Genomic DNA, 20,075 nt, shown 5'->3' with positions numbered 1-20,075 from the left:
TTTAACTATTTCTTCTTGTGATCTATCCCAGCTTCTTCGATAAGATACAAACCATAGTTTCTTATGGTTTCAATGATAGGGATACATGTTTTACCCTTTTCAGTAATTGAGTATTCTACTTTCGGTGGTACTACTGGATATACCTTCCTATGAACGAAACCTTCCTCTTCGAGCTCCCTCAATTGAGTGGTTAACATCTTGTCAGTGATGTGTGGGATATCTTTCTTTAATTGACTGTATCGCATGATCTTATCCTGTAATCGCCAAAGAATAGGCATCTTCCAGGTTCCTCCAATACGGTCCATTGCAAACTCTACAGGGTTGTAGTAGAGTTTGTTCTTGTACATAAATTCTGGCATAACTAATTGATATTCAGTATACTTTCTAAAAAGTAAGTATCTCTATTTTAGGTAAGTATATTGCTTTAGGTACAATACTATCTCAATTTTGGGTGAAAAAGAAAATCAAATGAAAGCTTTAACACTCACAGTATTAAGTGCAGCACTTATACTTTTTGGTTGCGATTCGCAGACCAATTCGAATATTGAAAATGAATCAGACAATCCCCAAACCCAAATGGAAATAAAACTTAAGGAAGAAGCAAGTTACGTTCATGCACATGGAATGCCATTCAAAGGGAAAATTCTAATGGTTGCAAGTAGTCCAGCTGTATCTGAGCAGACCGGATGGCCAATTGGTTTTTGGGCTGCAGAATTGACGCACCCTTTGCATGTATTTCAAGAAGCCGGATACGAAGTAGAGTTGGTGTCTACAGAAGGAGGAGAGGTATTGATGGATGGCTATTCTAACCCAACAGATGAAAGTGGGTATTCAGCTCACGATGTGATCTCACTTGGATATATGCAGCAAGATTGGTTCAATGAAATGTTGAAGAACACTAAGAAATTGACGGAGGTAAGTACGAATGATTATGATGCAATCTTCTTAGTGGGTGGTCAAGGACCAATGTATACTTATCGGGGGAATAGCGATTTGGAAAAATTATTTGCTGATTTCTTCGAATCAGGAAAACCGAGCTCAGCGGTTTGTCATTCAACAACCCTATTGCTCGATGCGAAAGGCTCGAATGGAGAACTATTAGTAAAAGGTAAGACTTGGACTGGGTTTGCTAATTCTGAGGAAGACTATGCGGACAAGGCCGTTGGCATGCAAATCCAACCATACAGAATAGAAGACGAAGCGAGAAAGATTGTAGGGACAACATTCAAGGTTTCGGATGCTTTTGTATCCTATGCGATTACAGATGGCAATTTGGTGACTGGCCAACAACAAAATTCTGGCGCCGCTGCTGCCAGGATGGTAGTGGACTTACTTAATAAGTAGGCTATTCATTTGAGACAGGGAGCATTTGCTTCCTGTCTTTCTAACCTCTTTTATCAATGAAAAGCATATTGGTTTTCACAGCGCTTGTGATGTTGGCAGTAATCGATGCCCGATCACAGAGTTTTGAATTTATGGGTGGCACCGAACGCATATTTGTAGACGTTCAATGGCTCGAAACGTTTGATGATGAGCGAAAGTGGTCGCTCTTTAGTCGTACGAGAGCTACAGCAGAAGATCGAGAAAATACGAATCTGTTTACTGGGGCTTATCTAAATTACACTACCACTAGCGGTTTTGGAGGGACCATTCTTGGAAGAATTTCTTCTCTTGGAGCGGGGAGTGACGTTGGCATTCATTTTTTCAAAGCCACCAAGGAATGGATGGTATATGCATTGATTTCTACCGAGTTGAACGCTGAGCGTGCGTATTCATGGTTTTCTATTGTCAGATTTACCCCCGAGCTAAATGAAAAGTGGAGACTTTACAACAGCTTAGAGCTATTCTCTAATTTTAATAAAAATGGGCATGTTGTTAGTGTGCAAAGGATACGCGCCGGTTTGAAAAATCAGAACTATCAGTTTGGGTTGGCTATCAATTTATCTGGATTAGGTCCCGAATACGATCCAACAGATGCTAATCCAGGCATTTTTGTACGAAAAGAATTTTAACTTAAGTGACAAATCAGTAGATATGAAAATAGCCATCATTGGAACAGGAAATGTAGGTGGAGCCTTGGCAACAAAATGGGCAGCATCGGGTCATAACATTAATCTTGGAGTCAAGGATACCAGCAATTTTAAGGGAAAGGATTTGTTAGCAAATTCAAATACTTCTGTATTTGAAATTCAAGAAGCTGTAAGTAAATCTGATGTCATCCTAGTAGCAGTACCAGCTCCTGCAACTATTGAAGTAGCTAAATCTTTGGGAGATACGGCAGGTAAAGTGATTATAGACTCCATGAATGTTGTAATGGGAAGAGGACCAGAAGGCTTTAAGAATACTGCTGATGCCATTCTTGCCAATACCGCCACAGATGATGTTGTCAAGTGCTTCAATACTACGGGCTTCAACAACATGGAGTATCCTCAGTACGGTGACGAAAACCTTGATTTGTTTACATGTGGTGACAGCAATAAAGGAAAGAAAATAGCTATTAAGCTGGCTTTAGATGCTGGTTTTGAAGCTTGCTATGATATTGGTGGCAATGACAAGTTTGAATTAATGGAACAATTTGCCTGGTTTTGGATCAACCTTGCGATGTTTCAAGGGCAAGGCAGAGAGATAGGTTTTAAATTATTGAAACGATAATTAAAAAAGAGCCATCCGATTTTGGACGACTCTTTTTGATATTGAGGATAATCACATTTTAGTTGCGAACCACTGAGACGCTTTGCTCACTGATTCTGCCACCTCATTTTCCTGATCGTAATAATTAAACTGATGATACGGAGATTGTAACTCTGTATCCATCCAGAATAACTCCTTATCAGTTGTGGCTATACGTTCGAAATAGTTTTTAGTGTATTGCGGTAGCACAGCCCCATCTGAATGAATCATTAGCGTCGGAACATTGATATTTTCAGCAGTTGGCATCGGGTCTGTAGTCAACCAGTCTTCCCATGACATAACAGCGAACTTGTCATTACTCCATTGCTCGATTGCACCTCTATCTGGATTTAGGTAATAGTCATAAGGCCCATACATAGCAGCTGATTCGTCTTCTCTTGATATCGCTGGTATATATTGTACTTCGCCTGTTTCATTGTACTGTCTTTTTGCAGCTTGAGCAGCTTCGATCTTAGCATTTACACCTTCCTCACCACCATAGAAAAGCTTTACTGCCTCTGCATCATGAAGCCAGGATGCAGTTGTAACAACTGATTTAATTCTAGCATCTTCTGATGCAGCCATCAATGTGTACATGGCACCGGCACAAACTCCGAAAGCACCAATCTTAGAATTGTCTACTTCTTCCATGCTTTCTAGAAAAGAGACAGCATTCTTTACATCTGTTTTTTTGAGAGCGGGACTTTCATAAAAACGTGGCTCTCCACCACTTTCACCAAAATTTCTAAAGTCAAAAGCCAATGTGATGAAACCTTCGTTTGCCAGTCTTTGTGCATAGAGACCTGCCATTTGTTCTTTCACTGTTGTCCAGCTTCCGGAGACTACGAGTGCTGGATATTTTTTACCTTCCTCATAGTTTGAAGGAAAGTAGAGGTTTCCTACAAGATTTACTGCTTCGCTTTTAAAATTCACCTTTTCCATTGTATTAGCTTTTGATAGTTTTTGATTTGAATTTGATGCTTCTTCAGTTGGTTTATTTGTTGAACAAGCATTTATGATTACTAGGCTTAAAAGCCAGATTATATACTTTTTCATATTGATTAGTTTATTGATTGAAAGGTGTTATTTGATCTGATCGATCATGCCAAATCCTCTGGCCGCCACTATTGGATTGAATATTTCTACATACTCCATGATTTTTCCTTCATTATTGAATTTGAAGGTAGAGTAGTAGTCGTTTTCATACCAACCGGCATTGTTCTTCAATTTGATTTTGCCTGTATACTTGACGAATACAATTGATGGATCTTCCATTGCATAGATTTCTTCAATAGGAAATTGCATGCCATCAAAATTTTCAGGTACAGGAGTCCAGTAGGCGGTTAGTTCTTCCTTCCCGCTCGCTCCTTTAGGAAAAAGCCCAGATGAATAGGGGTTTACTTGGCGTCCATCTTCTGCAAAAAGTGAGATGAATGATGGGATATCTTCTTTTTCTAAAAGTGCAAAAAACTGTGCGACGGTTTGCTTGTTTTTGTCACCAACACTCAAATCTTCGACTTTTACTCCTTTTACTCGTTCTTGTGCGATGCGAGGTAGGTCCATGTTGCCATCCATATATTTTAGATTGAACTTCATTTGGTCAATTTTCCAACCTGAAGGTGTTTTCAATAGGTGATGGTCGTAAGTGCCTACAACTGTCCACACATCTTTATCATTTTTTAGGTCAATGAAATGATCTGCGTTTCCATAATGACTTACCGTGGCTTCAGTACCATTGATTTCGATGTTGAAGTTGCTAAGTGCATGATGTGTATGATCAAAGCCGGGTAAAATCGTTTTCCAGCTATCTGTAATTTGACTTGGTGAAAGATGTGCAGGTTCACCTCCTGCCATGGAGGTATAATCCAGCAATACCTGATCGTTGAAAGCATCTTCGACGCTCGTCCATTTTTGATTGTCGGTAGACACGAACACTTGCGTGACAACCTTTTCAATTGCGTTCTTTTCCTGTTCCATATTCTTTGTTTTTTGTGATTGAACCGAGAGTGCTACAAGCAGTCCGATAAGTGTTGTAAGTGTTTTCATGATTTTCTCAATTTGAACACTACAAAGAACGGAGGTCGCCAAGGCGCAGAATGGTACTGGTTTCGGGACTAATGGTACTTATTTGGGGAATCGGTATTTATCCGTGCTGATTGCGGTATTGAGCAGGAGTTAGGCCGCTTATCTTTCTAAAAACACGTCCAAAATATGAGGTGTCTTTAAATTTCAACAAATAAGCTAATTCCTTGATTTGAAGGTCTGTCGATCTTAAAAGCTTTTGCGATTCTTTGACTAAGCGCTCATTGATATAATCCGTTGGCGTTTGACCTAGCTCTTTTTTAATGGTTTCTGAAAGATGGCTTGGTGTAACAGATAATTCGTCACTGAAGATACCAACCGACTTAGATTCAGTAGCCAGATTTAGCACCAGCTCATTTAAATGATTGTGGACTGCATCTTTGAATCTAGCGCTTAAATTATCTGAGGTTTTACGTTCTTCTTCATCGTGGTAGGCCCGTTCATGAAATCGAATGCTATAAGAAAGTACTGTGCTTAAAAGCGATTTGATGATCGGAAGGTTATAGGGAGTTGGATTGGTATATTCATCATTGATTTTTGCCATGATTTCCAACATCATTTCTGCTTCTTCCCTACCTAAATGGATTCCTGAACGATACTTTTTAAAAAATGGGAAGTCAAACAATTGGGAATAACCGTCGATCCTTACGGTATAAAAACTCTCATCAATATTGATATAATACCCCTTCCAGTCATCAGATACATTCCAATACAATATCTGATTGGGCTGGTTGAAAAATAGTGTGAATTTGTCGAGATCATATTTGTTTCCGTCAGCGGTCACCTCTCCTGTGCCAGACTCTACCAATGCTATTTGAAAGAATGGAATACGAAAAGCCGGCATCTTAAGCTTCACTGTCTTCATGTTTTCCTCGAAATCTCGGATATCAAAATCTTGATAGCGTGGAGCATCGATTCCGATCTTAAGATTATACTCATCGATCGATTCAAAAAGTGGTATGGATGGAAGTGAAGACACAACCTTAAAAATAAGTATCTCCTTTTACTACTACTTCAAGAAATCTTTAGGTGACGCGCCTTTGATCTTCTTAAACGCTCGATTAAACGTAGCTTTTGAATTAAATCCAGAATCCAAGGCAATAGAAAGCATGGTGTATCTACGATCAATATCCTCCGTATATAAGCGGATGAATTCTTCTATCCGATAGGTGTTTATGTATTCATTGAAGTTTTTCCCAAAAGCTTGGTTGATAGTGTTTGATAGCTGAACTGTGTTAATCTTAAGGTGTTGAGCTAGCTCCTGAAGGTTAAGATCAGGCTGAATGTATAACCTGTCTTCCTCCATCAAAGACTTCAACTTGCTGGCGATTCCTTTGGCTTCATCGTCAGCCGCTACGGATTCTTTCACTCCTTCTTTTGGGCTCAATTGGAAGAAAATCTTAGCAGGTTGATTTTGAGAATATCCAGCCAGACCGATATAGTATGCAACAGCGACCAGAGCCAGATTCCACCACCAGTCTTGATAAAACTCAAGATCCATCATTGCATCAATTACATTCATGACCTCTCGGAATATCAGCCAGAAGATCATCGCGTAGATGAAGTTTCTAAACCAATTGAAGTTTATCAATTCGATGTTGCTGAATTGATTTAAACTCCATGAACGATATTTTTTATAAATGATGATACACATCGAAAGGTAATAAACGAAGGAAGCAATGCGTACTACTCTATTAATGTATCCCAATACCATGAAATGCGTGGAGTTTTGAAGGTATTCTACTGCTTCTGGCCCTTGAATGAAAAAAATGAATTCGTATAAAAATGCGAATGCGTATGGAGCAAAATGCCACAAGTCCTTTCTTTTAAAGCTAAACTCACGATTTACTTGCGACCTGAAATAGAAGTAAACAACAGGGCCAAACAACAAGCTGACTCCTCTTGGAAATCCATTTAGCTCATTCCAGAGTACATTGATTCCTGCAAACCCAAACGTGTAGTCTTGCAACTCCATGGCCAGGATAAACATGATCCACCCAAGAAGTTTATCAGAAAGTCGCTGTTCTTTATAGCCACGGATCAAAAAAAGAATCCACATCAATAAGCTGAAAAAGTAGCCGAGCTGGAGAGGGGTTGTATATAGAGACATGGTATTTAGTCTGGTAAAACATGATTAGCCATCTTAATTGATGGCTAATCATAAAAGTTGATAATTGATGTTTTGTTTAATCATTTAATCCTTTTACCAATTTAGCGATATCAATCTTATCACCAGTCTTGATTGACTCATCCACTGTAAGGATAAGGATTTTTTTCAGTCCTTTTTTGTAATAGATCTTCTGACCCATCTTCAAAGACACTCCACTATTTGAAAGTGGCGATAAGTTTGGATTCATTACATCTGGGATTACTAAAGGAATAGACCTTGAAGAGGTATTTCTAAGCGTGAAATTCACTCTTTGCTCACCACTATAAGCGACCTTTCTTTTTTCTACGAAAGTGATAGATAGACTTACATCTTTCATTGAGTTGTTCTTCAATTTCAAAATGTGTCCATCTCTAACACTCAATGTAGCTTTCCCTAAAGGACCTAGTCCAAAACCGCTTACTTGCTTTTTAGTAGAGGGATCAATTACCGATACGTCAATACCTTTTCCAGAAGAGTTGGAAAGTTTCACATCATAGTTTGCGAATTCTTCATACGTAAGTTCTACAGAATCTAGCGCATTGATTGTTACTTTTTGCTTGCCACCGAATGCTACTGCTATTAAGATCATTAATACATTTTTCATTTTGTTTTGATTTTAGTTGAAACATGCTCACCGAAGTGAATTATGACCCCAAAGCAAAAGCGTGACACGATGTGATTCGACTTAGATTATTATTTGAGACAAATGGTATCACATAAAAGAGGTCTCAAATAATTTGACACTTTAAGTTTTACTGGGAGGTTATTTGTCAGAAACGTCCTTTACGAGCCTAAAACCTGTGTGGTTCAAGCTTGATTCCTTGTCGTTAGGCATTCTACTGGAAACTAAATAACCACTGCAATAAGAATCATTGCAAAGAAAAGATCCACCCTTAACTATAGGATTTCCATGGTCATCTATGCACCATTCCCAAACATTGCCTGACATATCGCATAAATCAAACGCGTTTGGCGCATAAGAACCAACAGGAGCAGTCCCTATGAACCCGTCTTTCTTGTCATTCTGGAATGGAAAAAAGCCTTGCCAAAAATTTGCTTTAGTATGAGATGCTTCCGGATCTGTATTTCCCCATCCATATTTATTCGCTTCATTGGCCTTGGCTGCAAATTCCCATTCTGTTTCTGTTGGAAGTCTTTTGCCTTTCCATTTTGCATAAGCTTTTGCATCATCAAAAGAAATATGTACAACTGGATGGTCGAGTCTCCCTTTAATATCACTTCCTGGTCCTTCGGGTGCAGCCCAATAAGCACCTGTTTCCCATTTCCACCATTGACTGTAGTCATCTAGTGCGACTGGTCCTTCGGTTGGCATGAAAACAAGCGATCCTCCTTTTACTAAAGTATCTGTAGATCCTAGAGTCAGCATAAAGTCCTTCTCAGCAGTAGAAATATATCCAGTAGAAACAACAAATTCTTGAAAGTCTGCATTAGTAACTTCCGTTTTATCAACAAGAAAGTATTTAAAGTCGTCGCTCCCAACTTTCACCATGCCTTCATGACTATTCACTTTCGAACAACCCGATGACAATGAACAAAAAATCAATAAAGTAATCAATTTGATTAGATGTTCTTGGTTCTGATTTATCGGAATTGACATGCCGTTAAGGTAGGAAATTTGATGCTATCCAAATGCTAACCCCCTAAATTCTCTTTTTTTATTTGTTTGTAGCACTTTAGCTTCATGAAAAGACTACCACTTGTTGTTAAATCAGAAGATACTGTTTTAGCATTTTCTTCCTCACTATTGAAGTTTGTTTCGGGCATAGTTTTGATGTTAGGAATATTGGGATCTGTAGATGCTCAATTAGCAGCATATGATTACAGTAGCGATGCAAATGACCAAATTAATAGTTACGATCCTCAGGTAATTTTTGGAACTCCAGACTATTCAAGCGGTGAATATGTAGCGCTTGATTCAGGAGAATACTTTCTTTTACCAAGCGCATTAAGTACTGCTTTTGACAATACAGAGTCATTAGAGATTCAAATTAGATTCAAGGTTATTGGAGATTGGGAAGCAACGACACCTATTAATGGTTCTGGGGAAGAGGCAAGAATCATTCTTTCGACTAAACCTGAATATGATCAACGGTTTGAAGGCTTCAATGTGGCAGCCAGAGAATGGGAAAGTGATTTGTGGATCTTGACCACCTTCGGAGATGGAATATTAGATTCGGAAGGATTACAAAGTGAAGGTAAACTGGATTTCGTTGCACGAATAGAGCCTGATATATGGTATGACTTCACGATGAAGTTTGTTTTTCAGGATGACACTCCATATATCCAATATATAGTGAATGGTACCTCAACACTTTCTTATTACGATGATCGAGTGGACTATGAGGGATTCAGGCAGTCAGTTACAGATCTGCAACTTACAGTAGGATCTACTGAGAATAATGCCGTAAATCCGATTCATCCAAGTATGGATCTTCAGATAGACAGTCTAACTATTTGGAGTCCAGCTCAGCCTGGTGATCCAGCAGCTGTCGCATCATCACTTCAAGCATTAATCGATCATATGAATTTGGATGATGAATTGTCCGAAACCCAACTTGACTCTACCAAAGAGGTCTTTCTAAATAATTGGGATGATGACTCATATATATCTTCGAAAGCTACGGTGGATGATTATATGGCTACATATTCTGATGTGAATGGATTCGTATTCACGAAAAAATACAATGCAGAATTTCCAGACGAATTTGATCAACTTAAGTCTATCCAGTTTCAGATACAGCAATGGATTCTTGATAATATGTATACTGCATCCACCATGGCTGATATGGAAGGGCTTACATTTAAGGAGCATGAGAATTTCCCAGGAACAGTAAGCGCCAGTGCTGCACGGATAGATGATGCAACATTTACGATAGATGGAGATTATCAAACCGATCCTGGATTTTATCTGAACGACCAGGAATATGTTCGGAGACCTACAGGATATTACGCTGCACCGGGAGAATTGATAACTGTAACAGTCCCAGACGCGGCAATAGGTGAAGGGCTGACCGTGTACGTTGGTGCTCACCGAAAGAATTTACAAGAGACTTGGACAGAACTAAGAAGGTATCCGCGGATAAGTACCGATTTACCTTTAGATAGCAAAACAATCACCATAACAAACCCATTTGGAGGAGGTGTATACATAGCTGTTCCAGATGGTACTCAGCTAGGGACTTTAACTTTTGAAATTGATGGTGCCATCAAAGCTCCGTTCTATTCAACCAAACCAGGATTTACTACCGATCTAACTGAATTCATGACCGAAATTCAAAAGAAAGAGGTGCCTTGGGCTGATATGGAATCAACTAACTTCATGACTACCATTCCAAATGGAATGGCTGCATTAATGAATGATCCTGATTCCATATTTACCATCTGGGATGAATCTTTCGATGCGGTGAATCTTGCATTGGGCAGGCCTCAAGAAAGATTCCGTGGTGAATATTTGATTGTAGACAGGCAGAGTCATGTTAAGTTCACTGGTGCCCCTGCAGCATATCCAATGTCCCTTGAAGTATATAATTACTCTTATGAAGATACTTGGCAAAATCCTGTTGATGTAGAGTCGGGACGAGAATGGTACAATGGACCTACTTCAAGTGTTTTCAATTATGTGATTTTTCATGAATATGGGCATTTACATAATATGCCGACACTCATCTTCGAGCAAGAAACCAATGTGCATATTCCTGCTACGGCCGCTTACAGTATCGTAATGGGTGAGTCCATTGACTCAGCGTTTGTTTATGCTTTGGATCAGCGGCTGAATCTCGAGCAAGCAACCATGGACTGGATCTTTACACCAAGATTCTACAATGGTTATCGCATTGGATGGGACACAGTTAGGAATGTTCAGGATTGGGATCAGATGCTTTATCAAAGCCGTGCACTGGTGAAGCTGGTAGACATAGCTAAAATGTTTGGCTGGGAAGCTTTAGGTGATATCAATGGATACTTCTACCAGTATCAAATCGATAACCCAAGCTGGAGTCCATATGATTTAGAAGATGATCAATTCATACGTGTAGCTTCAGATATAATGGGATTCAATATGGCGCCACACTTCGAATTTCACGGAATCTTACCATCGGATGCATTAGTTGATGAACTAAAAACAATGGATACTTCTGATGAAATAAAAGACAGAATTCTGTATTACAGGTCTTTGGTACCTGAAGATAATGATGCATTCCAACCATGGCACGCTGCAGTTATTGATAAGTTAAGTGATGAATTTCATGATCCAAGATGGAATGACTGGAAAGAAAATTACGATGAAAATACTGCCGCAAAAATTACGGGTAGGATAGATGCTATTCTGGCAAAGTATTACGATTTATCTGAAGAAGATTTGAATTTCGAACCTACCATTACCGGTCAGGAAGTATTGACAATTGAAATGAATACTTCGCTGTCAATCTCTCTAGAAAATTTGGAAGTAAGTGACCGAGACCATGAATATCCTGTTGATCATGTTCTTACTATGTATCAGGGAGAGAGTTATTCGTTTGAGGAGTTAACAATAACACCAACTATGGATTTTGTAGGTACACTTTCGGTTCCTGTTTCAGTCAATGACGGGATAGAGGAAAGTGAGATTTTTACAGTTGAGATTGAAGTTGTTGAAGAAATTACTCTTTCAGCCAATGAAGATTTAGAATTGGAGATTTACCCTAATCCAACTCAAGATGGGGTAATCAATTTTTCCAGATCACTTGAGGGTAATTATAAAATCTTCACTTTAAATGGTAAAGAAATTCAATCCGGCAGATTGGATGAAAATGGTATTAAAATTGAAGGAGAGCCTGGGATTTATGTGATCAAAATTGAGACAGAAGATCAGAAAATCATTGAACGAAAAATTGTTAAAGATTAATCACTTTCGATCACTCCATGCCCATAAAATGAGCAAAGGATGAATTAAGATTAGACGGATCCAGCCGACCCATTGAGGTACGCAAAGTCCATTTTCAATGCAACTTCCAATTTGTATGAAATATATATGTGAGGGAATGAATGCTATTAGCATAAGGATGATTCCATAAGCTGATAGTTTTCTTGTTTTTTCTATCATGAGTCCAATTCCAAATAATACTTCCACGATCCCTGAGAGGCTATTGATAAGTTCGGAATTGCCCAGATATGGAGGGATTAAGTCATAGTAGAATTCTGGGTTTATAAAGTGATTGGCACCTGCATAGATGTAGAATGCAGCTTGAATCCACCTGCTGATTTTCTTTTTCATATGAGTTTCATGTTTCCTGTTCTTTTTGCCTCAAGCAGAATCAGAGTGAAAGGAATCCACCAGATAAAGTCATTGGTGATCAGCGTATAAAAGAATGCAAAAGGCACCTGTCCTGACAGGTAGTTGAAGATGAACCCAAGCGGTCCAAATATCTTACCCAACATACCTACCATCACTATTGGCCAATGCACAGTTGGATTTTGTGCGGCCCACCAGTACCCCAGGCCATAAACTCCAATCACCATCCCCATTCCTTGCCATATCATCAATTGGCTAGGTATTTCCATGCCAGTAAGAATGAAAAAATGTTCTGGAAAAAGGACAACCCAGACTCCCCACACTAGATTATAAATTCCAGCAATTTTGAGAGTTAGCGACATGTTTTTTAAGCTCATATCTAATTAACACATCAGTCGGAGCTTTGTTAAGCTGTCATTTTAACAAAAACGTGAATAGTAAATTGATTAAAAATATTGAAGTCCAAATAAGTACTCGATATCGGTTGATCTTAACAAGTTTTTTTGCAGACTCAAACACTTGCGTTTGCGCACTTATGTTATTGTGTTTAGGTACAGCGAACATAAAAGTATTAATCCATGCAAAACTTATTAGAAGCAAGGCAATGGTACGCCACCAGTGAAAGTCAATGTATGCTCCATGTAAATGAAAAACTAACTGTGCCAGCATGAGCGGCATTACCAAGTAGGAAATGTTGGTAGTGTATTTGTGATGCCAACGAACCAAATCTTGCTCTTGAAAATGAATGAAGCTAGGATAGACTACCAATTGAGTCATCCATATGAGTACTACAAGTCCAAAGTCAATTAAGAGCAACAGCATTCAAGTAAAACTGCTGGAGAAATTAAATGTTTGGAACTCTAAGCTTAAGTCTTCTATACGTTTTCTTGTTCATTTTGATGTAGTTTGTCCAAAATACTACCAATAGCTGCGCCAACTATTAGACCAATTCCTGGACCTATTATAATTCCATACATGATATCAAACGGTATGCTTAATACAGTACCTAATGATGTACCTATTGCAATTCCTAATCCTGTACCTAGGGTGGTGTAATAGTCAGTTCTTTTTGATTCGTTCTTCATGATGATATCCTTTTGGTAGTTAGTAGGATATGCTGTTGAATTATTACAAAATCAAAAATGAGTCAACAATATCTTATAGCATATCTGATTAAATTAGCTAATACCAAAAAGCCACTATGAAAATTATTATCACTTGTTTGCTTGGATTATTTGCTCTTAATGCCAATTGCCAAGATGAAAATCTTGTTGCAGCGGGTGTTCTTCCTTACACAGTAATTAATGACACGGTTTATGTCTTGTTAGGCTATGATGCAGATAAGCCTGGGTGGACGGATTTTGGAGGAGGAAGAGAAATGGTTGCTAGTTTGGAAGATGAACAGCGGCTTGAGACTCCGCAAGAAATAGCGGTTAGAGAATTTTTTGAAGAATGTAGGATGGTATATGGTAGGGAGGAGATAGATCTCAATTTTAGACCCGATGCGTACATTGAAGCGGTTAATGGAGTATATCGAAGCTATGTTGTAAATATTCCTTACAAGTCGAGACAAAAGATTCGTCAAGCAATGATTCCTCTGGATGATAAGTTCATCATCTTTCGCGAAAAAAGCGATTTTTACTGGATCCCTTTAGAAGAGCTCAAATCTATCATTCGCTCTGGAGGAAATAGCCTTCCCAATTCACCAAACAATGGTGTCATCTACAAACATTTCTACAATACCCTTAATAAGGTCCTACAAGATGATCAGGTAGATGGTTTGTTCCTTAAGTAAGTAATTGGAAACCTCATAAAACAGTTTTATATTAATTTTTAAGACGGACTAAACAGGCTGTTGTGAAAAATACATATAGATGGCATTTCAAATTGTGGTCATGCTAACCAATTGCTTCCAATTTTGATATGGATAAATAGCTAATTTATTCCTTATTTGTATTCATTTCTAAAGTATTTTACAAGGAGAGATGATTAGGATATTTATTTATACGATAGTTTTCATAAGTCTTCAGCATGGCACTCATGCGCAGAATAAATTGGACTCGTTGTATGCTTTATGGAACAATCCTTCTCAATCAGAAACTGTTCGTTTAAATGCTTTTCATGAATTAATTCTCAAAGGTTATTTGTACAATGATCCGGATACAGCTCTTGTGCTTGCAGAAGAATTGTATGATTATTCAATTAAAAATAATCATGAGGCTTATGCGTCTAAATCACTTTCTCTTCAAGGAACCGCATGGAAATTAATAGGCAACTATGATGAGTCTCTTAAAAGCTATGAGCAGAGCCTTGAAATAAGAAGGTCCCTCGATGATCAGGAGGGAATAGCAAGTTCTCTTAATAACCTTGGTAACATCTATAAGGCGCTTGGAAATTATCCTAAAGCAATAGAATACTTCGAGACTAGCATTTTAATCAAAGAAAAAATTGGTGATCGAAGAGGGGTTGCCCTGTCACTTAACAACATTGGACTTGTCTACAAAAGCCAAGGAAATTATAGCCAAGCCATAGAAAATTACGTGGCAAGCCTTCAAATCAAAGAAGAGTTTAACGATGAAAAAGGAATAGCAAACACACTCAATAATATTGGTAATGTCTATAAATCTCAGGGGGATCGAGATGACGCTATTAAGTACTATAATCAAAGTTTGAGCATTCGGAAGAAGATAGGTGATCAAAGAGGAATTGCAAGTACGTTCAACAATTTAGGGAGTGTTTTTTATCGTAAAAAAGAGTACGATAGCGCACTGCAGTACTATCAAACCAGCTTAGAAATTAGAGAAAAGATTAGCAATAGTGCAGGTATTGCTAGTTCATTGAATAACATAGGTAACGTTTATTTTGATCAGGAAGATTATGTGCTTGCATTGGATTTTTATAAAAGAAGCCTGACTATAAAGGAGAAGATTGGTAATGTAAAAGGAATAGTAATCACAATGAATAATCTTGGCAATACCTATTTAGCAATTGGTAACCTCGATAAGGCTCTTGAATATAATGCCAGGTCACTATCACAAGCTCAGGAATTAGGGATTTTAGAGCAAGTGAAAAATTCAGCCTCAGGACTATATGACACCTACAAAAGATTGGGTGATGAGAAACAAGCGCTCAATATGCTGGAGCTTTACATTGGTACGAAGGATAGTATCCTAAATGAAGAAATTCAAAGAGAAATTATTCAACAAAAATTTAGGTATGAGTATGAGAAACAATCACTAGCAGATAGTATTGAAAATGCTCAAGCGATACAGGTGCAATCATTGATAGTCGAGCGTAAGCAGCAACTAACCTATATACTCTATGGTGGTATTTTAATCTTGTTAATCTTTCTTATTGTGTTATACAATCGTTTCAGGGTTTCCAACAAGCGAAAAAAAATAATTGAAGCACAAAAGCTTATTGTTGATGCGAGTAACCAGGAATTGATGGAGAAAAATAAGATGATCCAAACTCAAGCAGATGAAATTGCTGTCATAAACGAGAAAATAAAATCAATAAATGAGTCGCTCGAAAGTAGGGTAAGAGAAAGAACAGAAAAAGTACAATTGCAGAATAAGAAGCTAAAAGAATACGCCTTTTCTAACTCTCATGTTGTACGAGCTCCGCTTTCCAGACTTATGGGACTTGTTCATCTATGGAAGAATAAAATCAATAAAAAGGAAAGAGATTTTATTATTGAAAACATCTCCAAATCTGCTGAAGAATTAGATGATATCATTCGGAAGTTAAATGACTTGCTAAATGATGAAAAAAACACACAGTAGATTGATTTCTAATTTTGGAACTGGTCTGAGGATGAAATCATAAAGCTTAGAAATAGCGAAGGTGTTAGCCTTAAAACAAATGATATATCTTTAAGACTAACTGGTAAACCTAAAGAATGCTCAAATACTTTTTTGGAGCTGTTATTTTATTTGGCTCTTACATTGTTGGATTCTCCCAGCAACCACTATACACAAATTACGAATATTTCGATACCGAAAAAGGATTGCCACAAAGCTATGTAACTGCAATTGTTCAAGATGATCACGGGTTTATTTGGATTAGTACATTAGATGGTTTAGCCAGATATGATGGAAAGAATTTCTTGAAGTTTAATGTAAGTACTGAAGGAGGGAGAAACATCTCTACTTCCCAAGTTTATGATTTAAGGCTTGATAGTAATAATATACTCTGGGTATTGCATCACAATTTTATTGTTGACCAAATCAATACAAAAACGCTAGACGTTAAGCTTAAAATTGACCCCATAGCAAGTATTGCTAAAGAAGATTTTCTTATAAATATTGATGTTCCTACCCTTGATAAATTCGGTATTGATCAGCAAGGAAATTGGTTTGTGGGGGATACATCAAGGTATTTCTTATATGATTCATCAAACGTGAAGATGAATAAGCTATTCAATGGCGGTAAGAAACCTTACAGTAAAAAGGTATACAGTTACATAGAAGATCGTAATCACAGGTTGTGGTTGATGGTAAAGGATGGTTTATTAGTAAGCGATGAAGAGTGGTCCAATTTTGAGAAAATCAATATTCCTGAAGCGTTGGATTTCAATCCAATTTATGGTCGCATAAAACCAATGAGGCACTTATCCAATGATAGGATACTTTTTGCGATTGAACATAACCTATACATCTACTATGAGAAAGAAGGGACTTTTAGACTATTAGAATTGCCAGCAGCTGATGATTCGATCATTAGTGGCCTTAGAATATTTGACGACCATCAAGGAGGAGTGATCATCAAGTATTCGGGATTGATACTAAGGTTAGAGGAGGATGAATCTATCACGCTACTTTGGAAGAATCCTGCCAGAGCTTCTTTTACGATCAATACCGTTCACGTCGATCAATCGAACACCATGTGGGTAGGATTAAATGCTGGAGGTATGTATCGAGTTGATTTGAATAAACCAACCTTTCAATCTTCGAGATACGATAAAAATTTCCTGTCTGATATCCTCACAGATCAAATGGGATTGGAACGGAACAACCTGCCATCAAATTGGAACAAAGATGGCGAGTGGTCTTATGGATTAAGATACCATTATTCGAGCCTCGGATTTTTTATTACTCATGAGTCAATTGGATTTGGAGATTATAGAAGGATATACAAGTTTTTGGACGACAAGTTTGAAAGGATTCCATTAGAGGATATACACCTTCAATACATCGTAGGGATAGCTGAAAGTAATGATGAGCTATGGGCGCTTGACCTCTATGGAAATATTTTCAATTGGAAAGACCTTGACCAGGATCCTGATTATATAAAATTTAAGACTATCAGGAACGGCCCTACTACGGAAAGATTGTCAGATATGGTTGCTGATGATGAATATCAATGGGTTATTGCAACCAAGAATGTCCTATATCAACTTAAACAAGGCAATCAGGTTGCTCAATATTCGATAGGTAAAGACGGAGCGAGTCTGATAGATATAAGTGAAGATGTCACAGATCCTAATATACTTTGGGTGGCTTCTCTCGGAGGTGGCTTAATAAAATGGGACAAAGAATCGAAGCAAACCTTGGCCAACTATACGATGTCCGATGGAATGTCCAGCAATAGCATCGGTGCGATTGTCCCTGATTCGCTAGGAAATATATGGCTTGGCACCTTTAATGGAATCAGCAGATTCAATATTGAAAAAGAGCAGTTTACCAATTATTTCACCAAAGATGGAATTGTAGAAAGTGAGTTTAACAGGCATCATAGTTTGATTTTTCCAGATGGTAGAATTGCATTTGGAGGCATGCTTGGATACAGTGTTTTTAATCCTAAAGATTTCGTAGATGATGAATATCAACCTGTAGTCAATGTGACGGATCTTCAAATCAATAATGAGTCGATCGATTATTCTTCTGATCAATTTGCTGGAGGGATAATTGACCTTGAGCATATAGACTTAGCTTACGATCAAAACTCTCTTCGATTTGAAATCGCAGCGATGCAGTATAATGACCCACTTGATATTGAGTATCGCTACAAATTGGAAAACTACAATAAGCAATGGGTTGAACTACAAAATGAAAGAATCGTAAGGCTGGACAATCTGCCTTCTGGTAATTATACCTTAAACATAAATGCAACCAATACTGACGGTGTATGGAGCAACAAAGTCACTTCAATACGCATAAATATTGATCCACCACCGTGGCTTAGCTGGTGGGCCTACACCTTGTATTCCTTCATCTTCGTAGTGACGGTTTTTCTTATTTGGAGGAATTATAAAAGGAAGCTTATTCGAGAACAAGAGGAGGAGTTCAATAGAAGGGAAGCTCAACGGCTACTGGAAATGGATGAGATGAAAACACGATTTTTCTCAAACATAACCCATGAGTTTAGAACACCACTTACACTTATTCTTTCTCCGCTGGAGAAACATATCAGGGACAATAATTTCCCTCCTAAAGCCATTGAATTATTCAAGAGCAATTATCGACATGGGAGTCATTTACTGAAACTGGTAAATCAATTGCTAGATATAGCTAAACTAGAGTCGGGCAGTATGCAGATGCACAACGCGACAGGTGAGCTGGGACTGTTTGTCAAAAATTGCGTCGATCAATTTGAAGTGCTTTCATCTGAAAAGAAAATCTCCTTACAGTTTATAAATGATAATGTCGAAGGACATTACCTCTTTGATAAAGGCCACTGGGAAAAGATAATTTATAACCTGGTCAGCAATGCAGTCAAATTCACACCTGAGAGTGGAAAAGTGACTGTGAAACTCAATGAAGAGTTAGAATCTGATGGAATCGTAGCTGTTGTTAAAGTAGCGGACACGGGTATTGGAATAGATGAGGAATTGCTACCTAAACTTTTTGATCGGTTTTATCAAGTAGACGATTCGGTTACTCGTGAGCAAGAAGGAACCGGAATTGGTCTTTCACTTGTAAAAGAGCTTACGACATTGATGAAAGGAGAAATTTTTGTTGAAAGTGAATTAGGAATTGGAACAACATTTACTGTCAAGATTCCGATAAGCAAATTCGAAGAAACTGCTCCAATAAGTAAGGTCCCTCAAGAAGAAGTAGAGGATAGTATACAAGAAAATTTTGATGAGGAATCACCACTCCTACTTATTGTTGAGGATAATGAGGAGTTGCGTTCATTTATTGTAGAGAGTCTATCTGAGAGGTGGAATGTGTTGCAAGCTTCTAACGGAAATGAGGCATGGAAGCTCATTGAAAAAGAACTTCCTGAAATTGTTATTTCAGATGTGATGATGCCTGGCATGAATGGGATTGAGCTTTGCAACCTCGCTAAGAATGATAATCGTACCGCTCATATTAGCTTCATCATGCTAACTGCTAAAACGGCCCAGGAATCCAAAGAGCAAGGGCTAGAAGCTGGTGCAGACATGTACTTGACAAAGCCGTTTCATGTCTATGAGCTAGAGCTAAGAATTCAGAATTTAATTCAACAGCAACAGAACCTAAGAGAGCATTTACAATCAGAGCTATTGCCTCAATTGCCAATGGCTGTTATGCCAACGGTTGATGATGAGTTCCTCAACAATCTTTATGAATACCTTAATTTAAACCTTAAAGAATCATCTCTTGGAATAGATAAGTTGGCAAGTGAGATGGCGATGAGTAAGAGTACGCTAAATCGAAAGTTGAAAGCATTACTAAATATTTCCACTAACGAATTTGTAAAGCAGTATAGGTTACAAAGAGCTGTTGAATTCATGATAATTGGGCAGAACATTTCTGAAGTCGCTTACAATGTAGGCTTTGAAAGTCCCTCGTATTTCTCACAATGTTTCAAGAGTCAATACGGTCTTAGCCCTTCGGAATATCAGAGGTCATTGGTTTGAAATAATTAGATCAATTCCGCTAAATAAGGACTATATAT

At 38.1% G+C, this 20,075-nt stretch carries 18 protein-coding genes; 7 read left to right on the top strand and 11 right to left on the bottom strand.

Annotation, left to right across the window (positions count from 1 at the left end; all coding sequences use genetic code 11):
- Window positions 1–5: 5 nt before the first annotated feature.
- Window positions 6–359, bottom strand: coding sequence for a winged helix-turn-helix transcriptional regulator (locus tag ACY650_RS03500; RefSeq protein ID WP_462251791.1), 354 nt, complete (start codon window positions 357–359; stop codon window positions 6–8).
- Between the two features lie 109 nt (window positions 360–468).
- On the opposite strand from ACY650_RS03500, the gene ACY650_RS03495 reads away from it, so the two are divergent.
- The 3 genes from ACY650_RS03495 to ACY650_RS03485 are packed head-to-tail and all read left to right on the top strand — an operon-like array spanning window position 469 to window position 2,652.
- Entirely contained in the window at window positions 469–1,344 is an 876-nt protein-coding gene (locus ACY650_RS03495; RefSeq protein WP_462251789.1) for a type 1 glutamine amidotransferase domain-containing protein, read from the top strand.
- A 56-nt stretch (window positions 1,345–1,400) separates the two neighbouring features.
- Window positions 1,401–2,012 carry a hypothetical protein gene (locus ACY650_RS03490; protein WP_462251787.1) on the top strand — a complete coding sequence of 204 codons (612 nt, stop codon included), beginning with the start codon at window positions 1,401–1,403 and terminating at the stop codon, window positions 2,010–2,012.
- 22 nt (window positions 2,013–2,034) lie between these two features.
- The gene (locus ACY650_RS03485) at window positions 2,035–2,652 is read left to right on the top strand and encodes an NADPH-dependent F420 reductase (protein ID WP_462251785.1); all 618 of its coding nucleotides are present in this window, start codon (window positions 2,035–2,037) and stop codon (window positions 2,650–2,652) included.
- Window positions 2,653–2,703: 51 nt separating this feature from the next.
- Here ACY650_RS03485 and ACY650_RS03480 read toward each other — a convergent pair whose 3' ends face one another.
- The 6 genes from ACY650_RS03480 to ACY650_RS03455 form a co-directional block, all read right to left on the bottom strand.
- Window positions 2,704–3,726, bottom strand: a complete 1,023-nt coding sequence (locus ACY650_RS03480; protein WP_462251783.1) for an alpha/beta hydrolase — start codon at window positions 3,724–3,726, stop codon at window positions 2,704–2,706.
- 27 nt (window positions 3,727–3,753) lie between these two features.
- Window positions 3,754–4,716 carry a nuclear transport factor 2 family protein gene (locus ACY650_RS03475; protein ID WP_462251781.1) on the bottom strand — a complete coding sequence of 321 codons (963 nt, stop codon included), beginning with the start codon at window positions 4,714–4,716 and terminating at the stop codon, window positions 3,754–3,756.
- Between the two features lie 97 nt (window positions 4,717–4,813).
- Complete coding sequence (locus tag ACY650_RS03470; RefSeq protein WP_462251779.1) at window positions 4,814–5,731, bottom strand: AraC family transcriptional regulator; 918 nt, start codon at window positions 5,729–5,731, stop codon at window positions 4,814–4,816.
- Window positions 5,732–5,761: 30 nt separating this feature from the next.
- Window positions 5,762–6,862 (bottom strand): helix-turn-helix domain-containing protein, encoded by a 1,101-nt coding sequence (locus tag ACY650_RS03465; RefSeq protein ID WP_462251777.1) that lies wholly within the window; start codon window positions 6,860–6,862, stop codon window positions 5,762–5,764.
- A gap of 76 nt (window positions 6,863–6,938) precedes the next feature.
- Window positions 6,939–7,505 carry a hypothetical protein gene (locus tag ACY650_RS03460; protein ID WP_462251775.1) on the bottom strand — a complete coding sequence of 189 codons (567 nt, stop codon included), beginning with the start codon at window positions 7,503–7,505 and terminating at the stop codon, window positions 6,939–6,941.
- Window positions 7,506–7,664: 159 nt separating this feature from the next.
- Entirely contained in the window at window positions 7,665–8,519 is an 855-nt protein-coding gene (locus tag ACY650_RS03455; protein WP_462251773.1) for a formylglycine-generating enzyme family protein, read from the bottom strand.
- An 84-nt stretch (window positions 8,520–8,603) separates the two neighbouring features.
- On the opposite strand from ACY650_RS03455, the gene ACY650_RS03450 reads away from it, so the two are divergent.
- The gene (locus ACY650_RS03450; RefSeq protein ID WP_462251771.1) at window positions 8,604–11,804 is read left to right on the top strand and encodes a M60 family peptidase N-terminal accessory domain-containing protein; all 3,201 of its coding nucleotides are present in this window, start codon (window positions 8,604–8,606) and stop codon (window positions 11,802–11,804) included.
- Here ACY650_RS03450 and ACY650_RS03445 read toward each other — a convergent pair whose 3' ends face one another.
- The 4 genes from ACY650_RS03445 to ACY650_RS03430 are packed head-to-tail and all read right to left on the bottom strand — an operon-like array spanning window position 11,805 to window position 13,276.
- The gene (locus ACY650_RS03445) at window positions 11,805–12,173 is read right to left on the bottom strand and encodes a DoxX family protein (RefSeq protein ID WP_462251769.1); all 369 of its coding nucleotides are present in this window, start codon (window positions 12,171–12,173) and stop codon (window positions 11,805–11,807) included.
- Window positions 12,170–12,553 (bottom strand): alkyl hydroperoxide reductase, encoded by a 384-nt coding sequence (locus ACY650_RS03440; RefSeq protein WP_462251767.1) that lies wholly within the window; start codon window positions 12,551–12,553, stop codon window positions 12,170–12,172. The genes ACY650_RS03445 and ACY650_RS03440 overlap by 4 nt, the downstream gene beginning before the upstream one ends.
- 52 nt (window positions 12,554–12,605) lie before the next feature.
- Window positions 12,606–13,013, bottom strand: coding sequence for a hypothetical protein (locus tag ACY650_RS03435; RefSeq protein ID WP_462251765.1), 408 nt, complete (start codon window positions 13,011–13,013; stop codon window positions 12,606–12,608).
- 53 nt (window positions 13,014–13,066) lie between these two features.
- A complete protein-coding gene (locus ACY650_RS03430) occupies window positions 13,067–13,276 on the bottom strand; it encodes a hypothetical protein (RefSeq protein ID WP_462251763.1) in 210 nt (69 codons plus the stop codon).
- 116 nt (window positions 13,277–13,392) lie between these two features.
- Between ACY650_RS03430 and ACY650_RS03425 the strand changes: the two genes are divergently transcribed.
- The 3 genes from ACY650_RS03425 to ACY650_RS03415 all read left to right on the top strand — a co-directional run bounded on the left by ACY650_RS03425 (window position 13,393) and on the right by ACY650_RS03415 (window position 20,037).
- Complete coding sequence (locus tag ACY650_RS03425) at window positions 13,393–13,986, top strand: NUDIX hydrolase (protein ID WP_462251761.1); 594 nt, start codon at window positions 13,393–13,395, stop codon at window positions 13,984–13,986.
- A 190-nt stretch (window positions 13,987–14,176) separates the two neighbouring features.
- Window positions 14,177–15,976, top strand: a complete 1,800-nt coding sequence (locus tag ACY650_RS03420; RefSeq protein ID WP_462251759.1) for a tetratricopeptide repeat protein — start codon at window positions 14,177–14,179, stop codon at window positions 15,974–15,976.
- 116 nt (window positions 15,977–16,092) lie between these two features.
- On the top strand, window positions 16,093–20,037 hold the full coding sequence (locus ACY650_RS03415; protein ID WP_462251757.1) for a hybrid sensor histidine kinase/response regulator transcription factor: 3,945 nt from the start codon (window positions 16,093–16,095) through the stop codon (window positions 20,035–20,037).
- The last annotated feature ends 38 nt before the right edge of the window (window positions 20,038–20,075 follow it).

It is taken from the genome of Ekhidna sp., assembly GCF_963691765.1.
GTDB lineage: Bacteria > Bacteroidota > Bacteroidia > Cytophagales > Cyclobacteriaceae > Ekhidna.
This window is presented reverse-complemented; position numbering and strand designations above follow the sequence as displayed.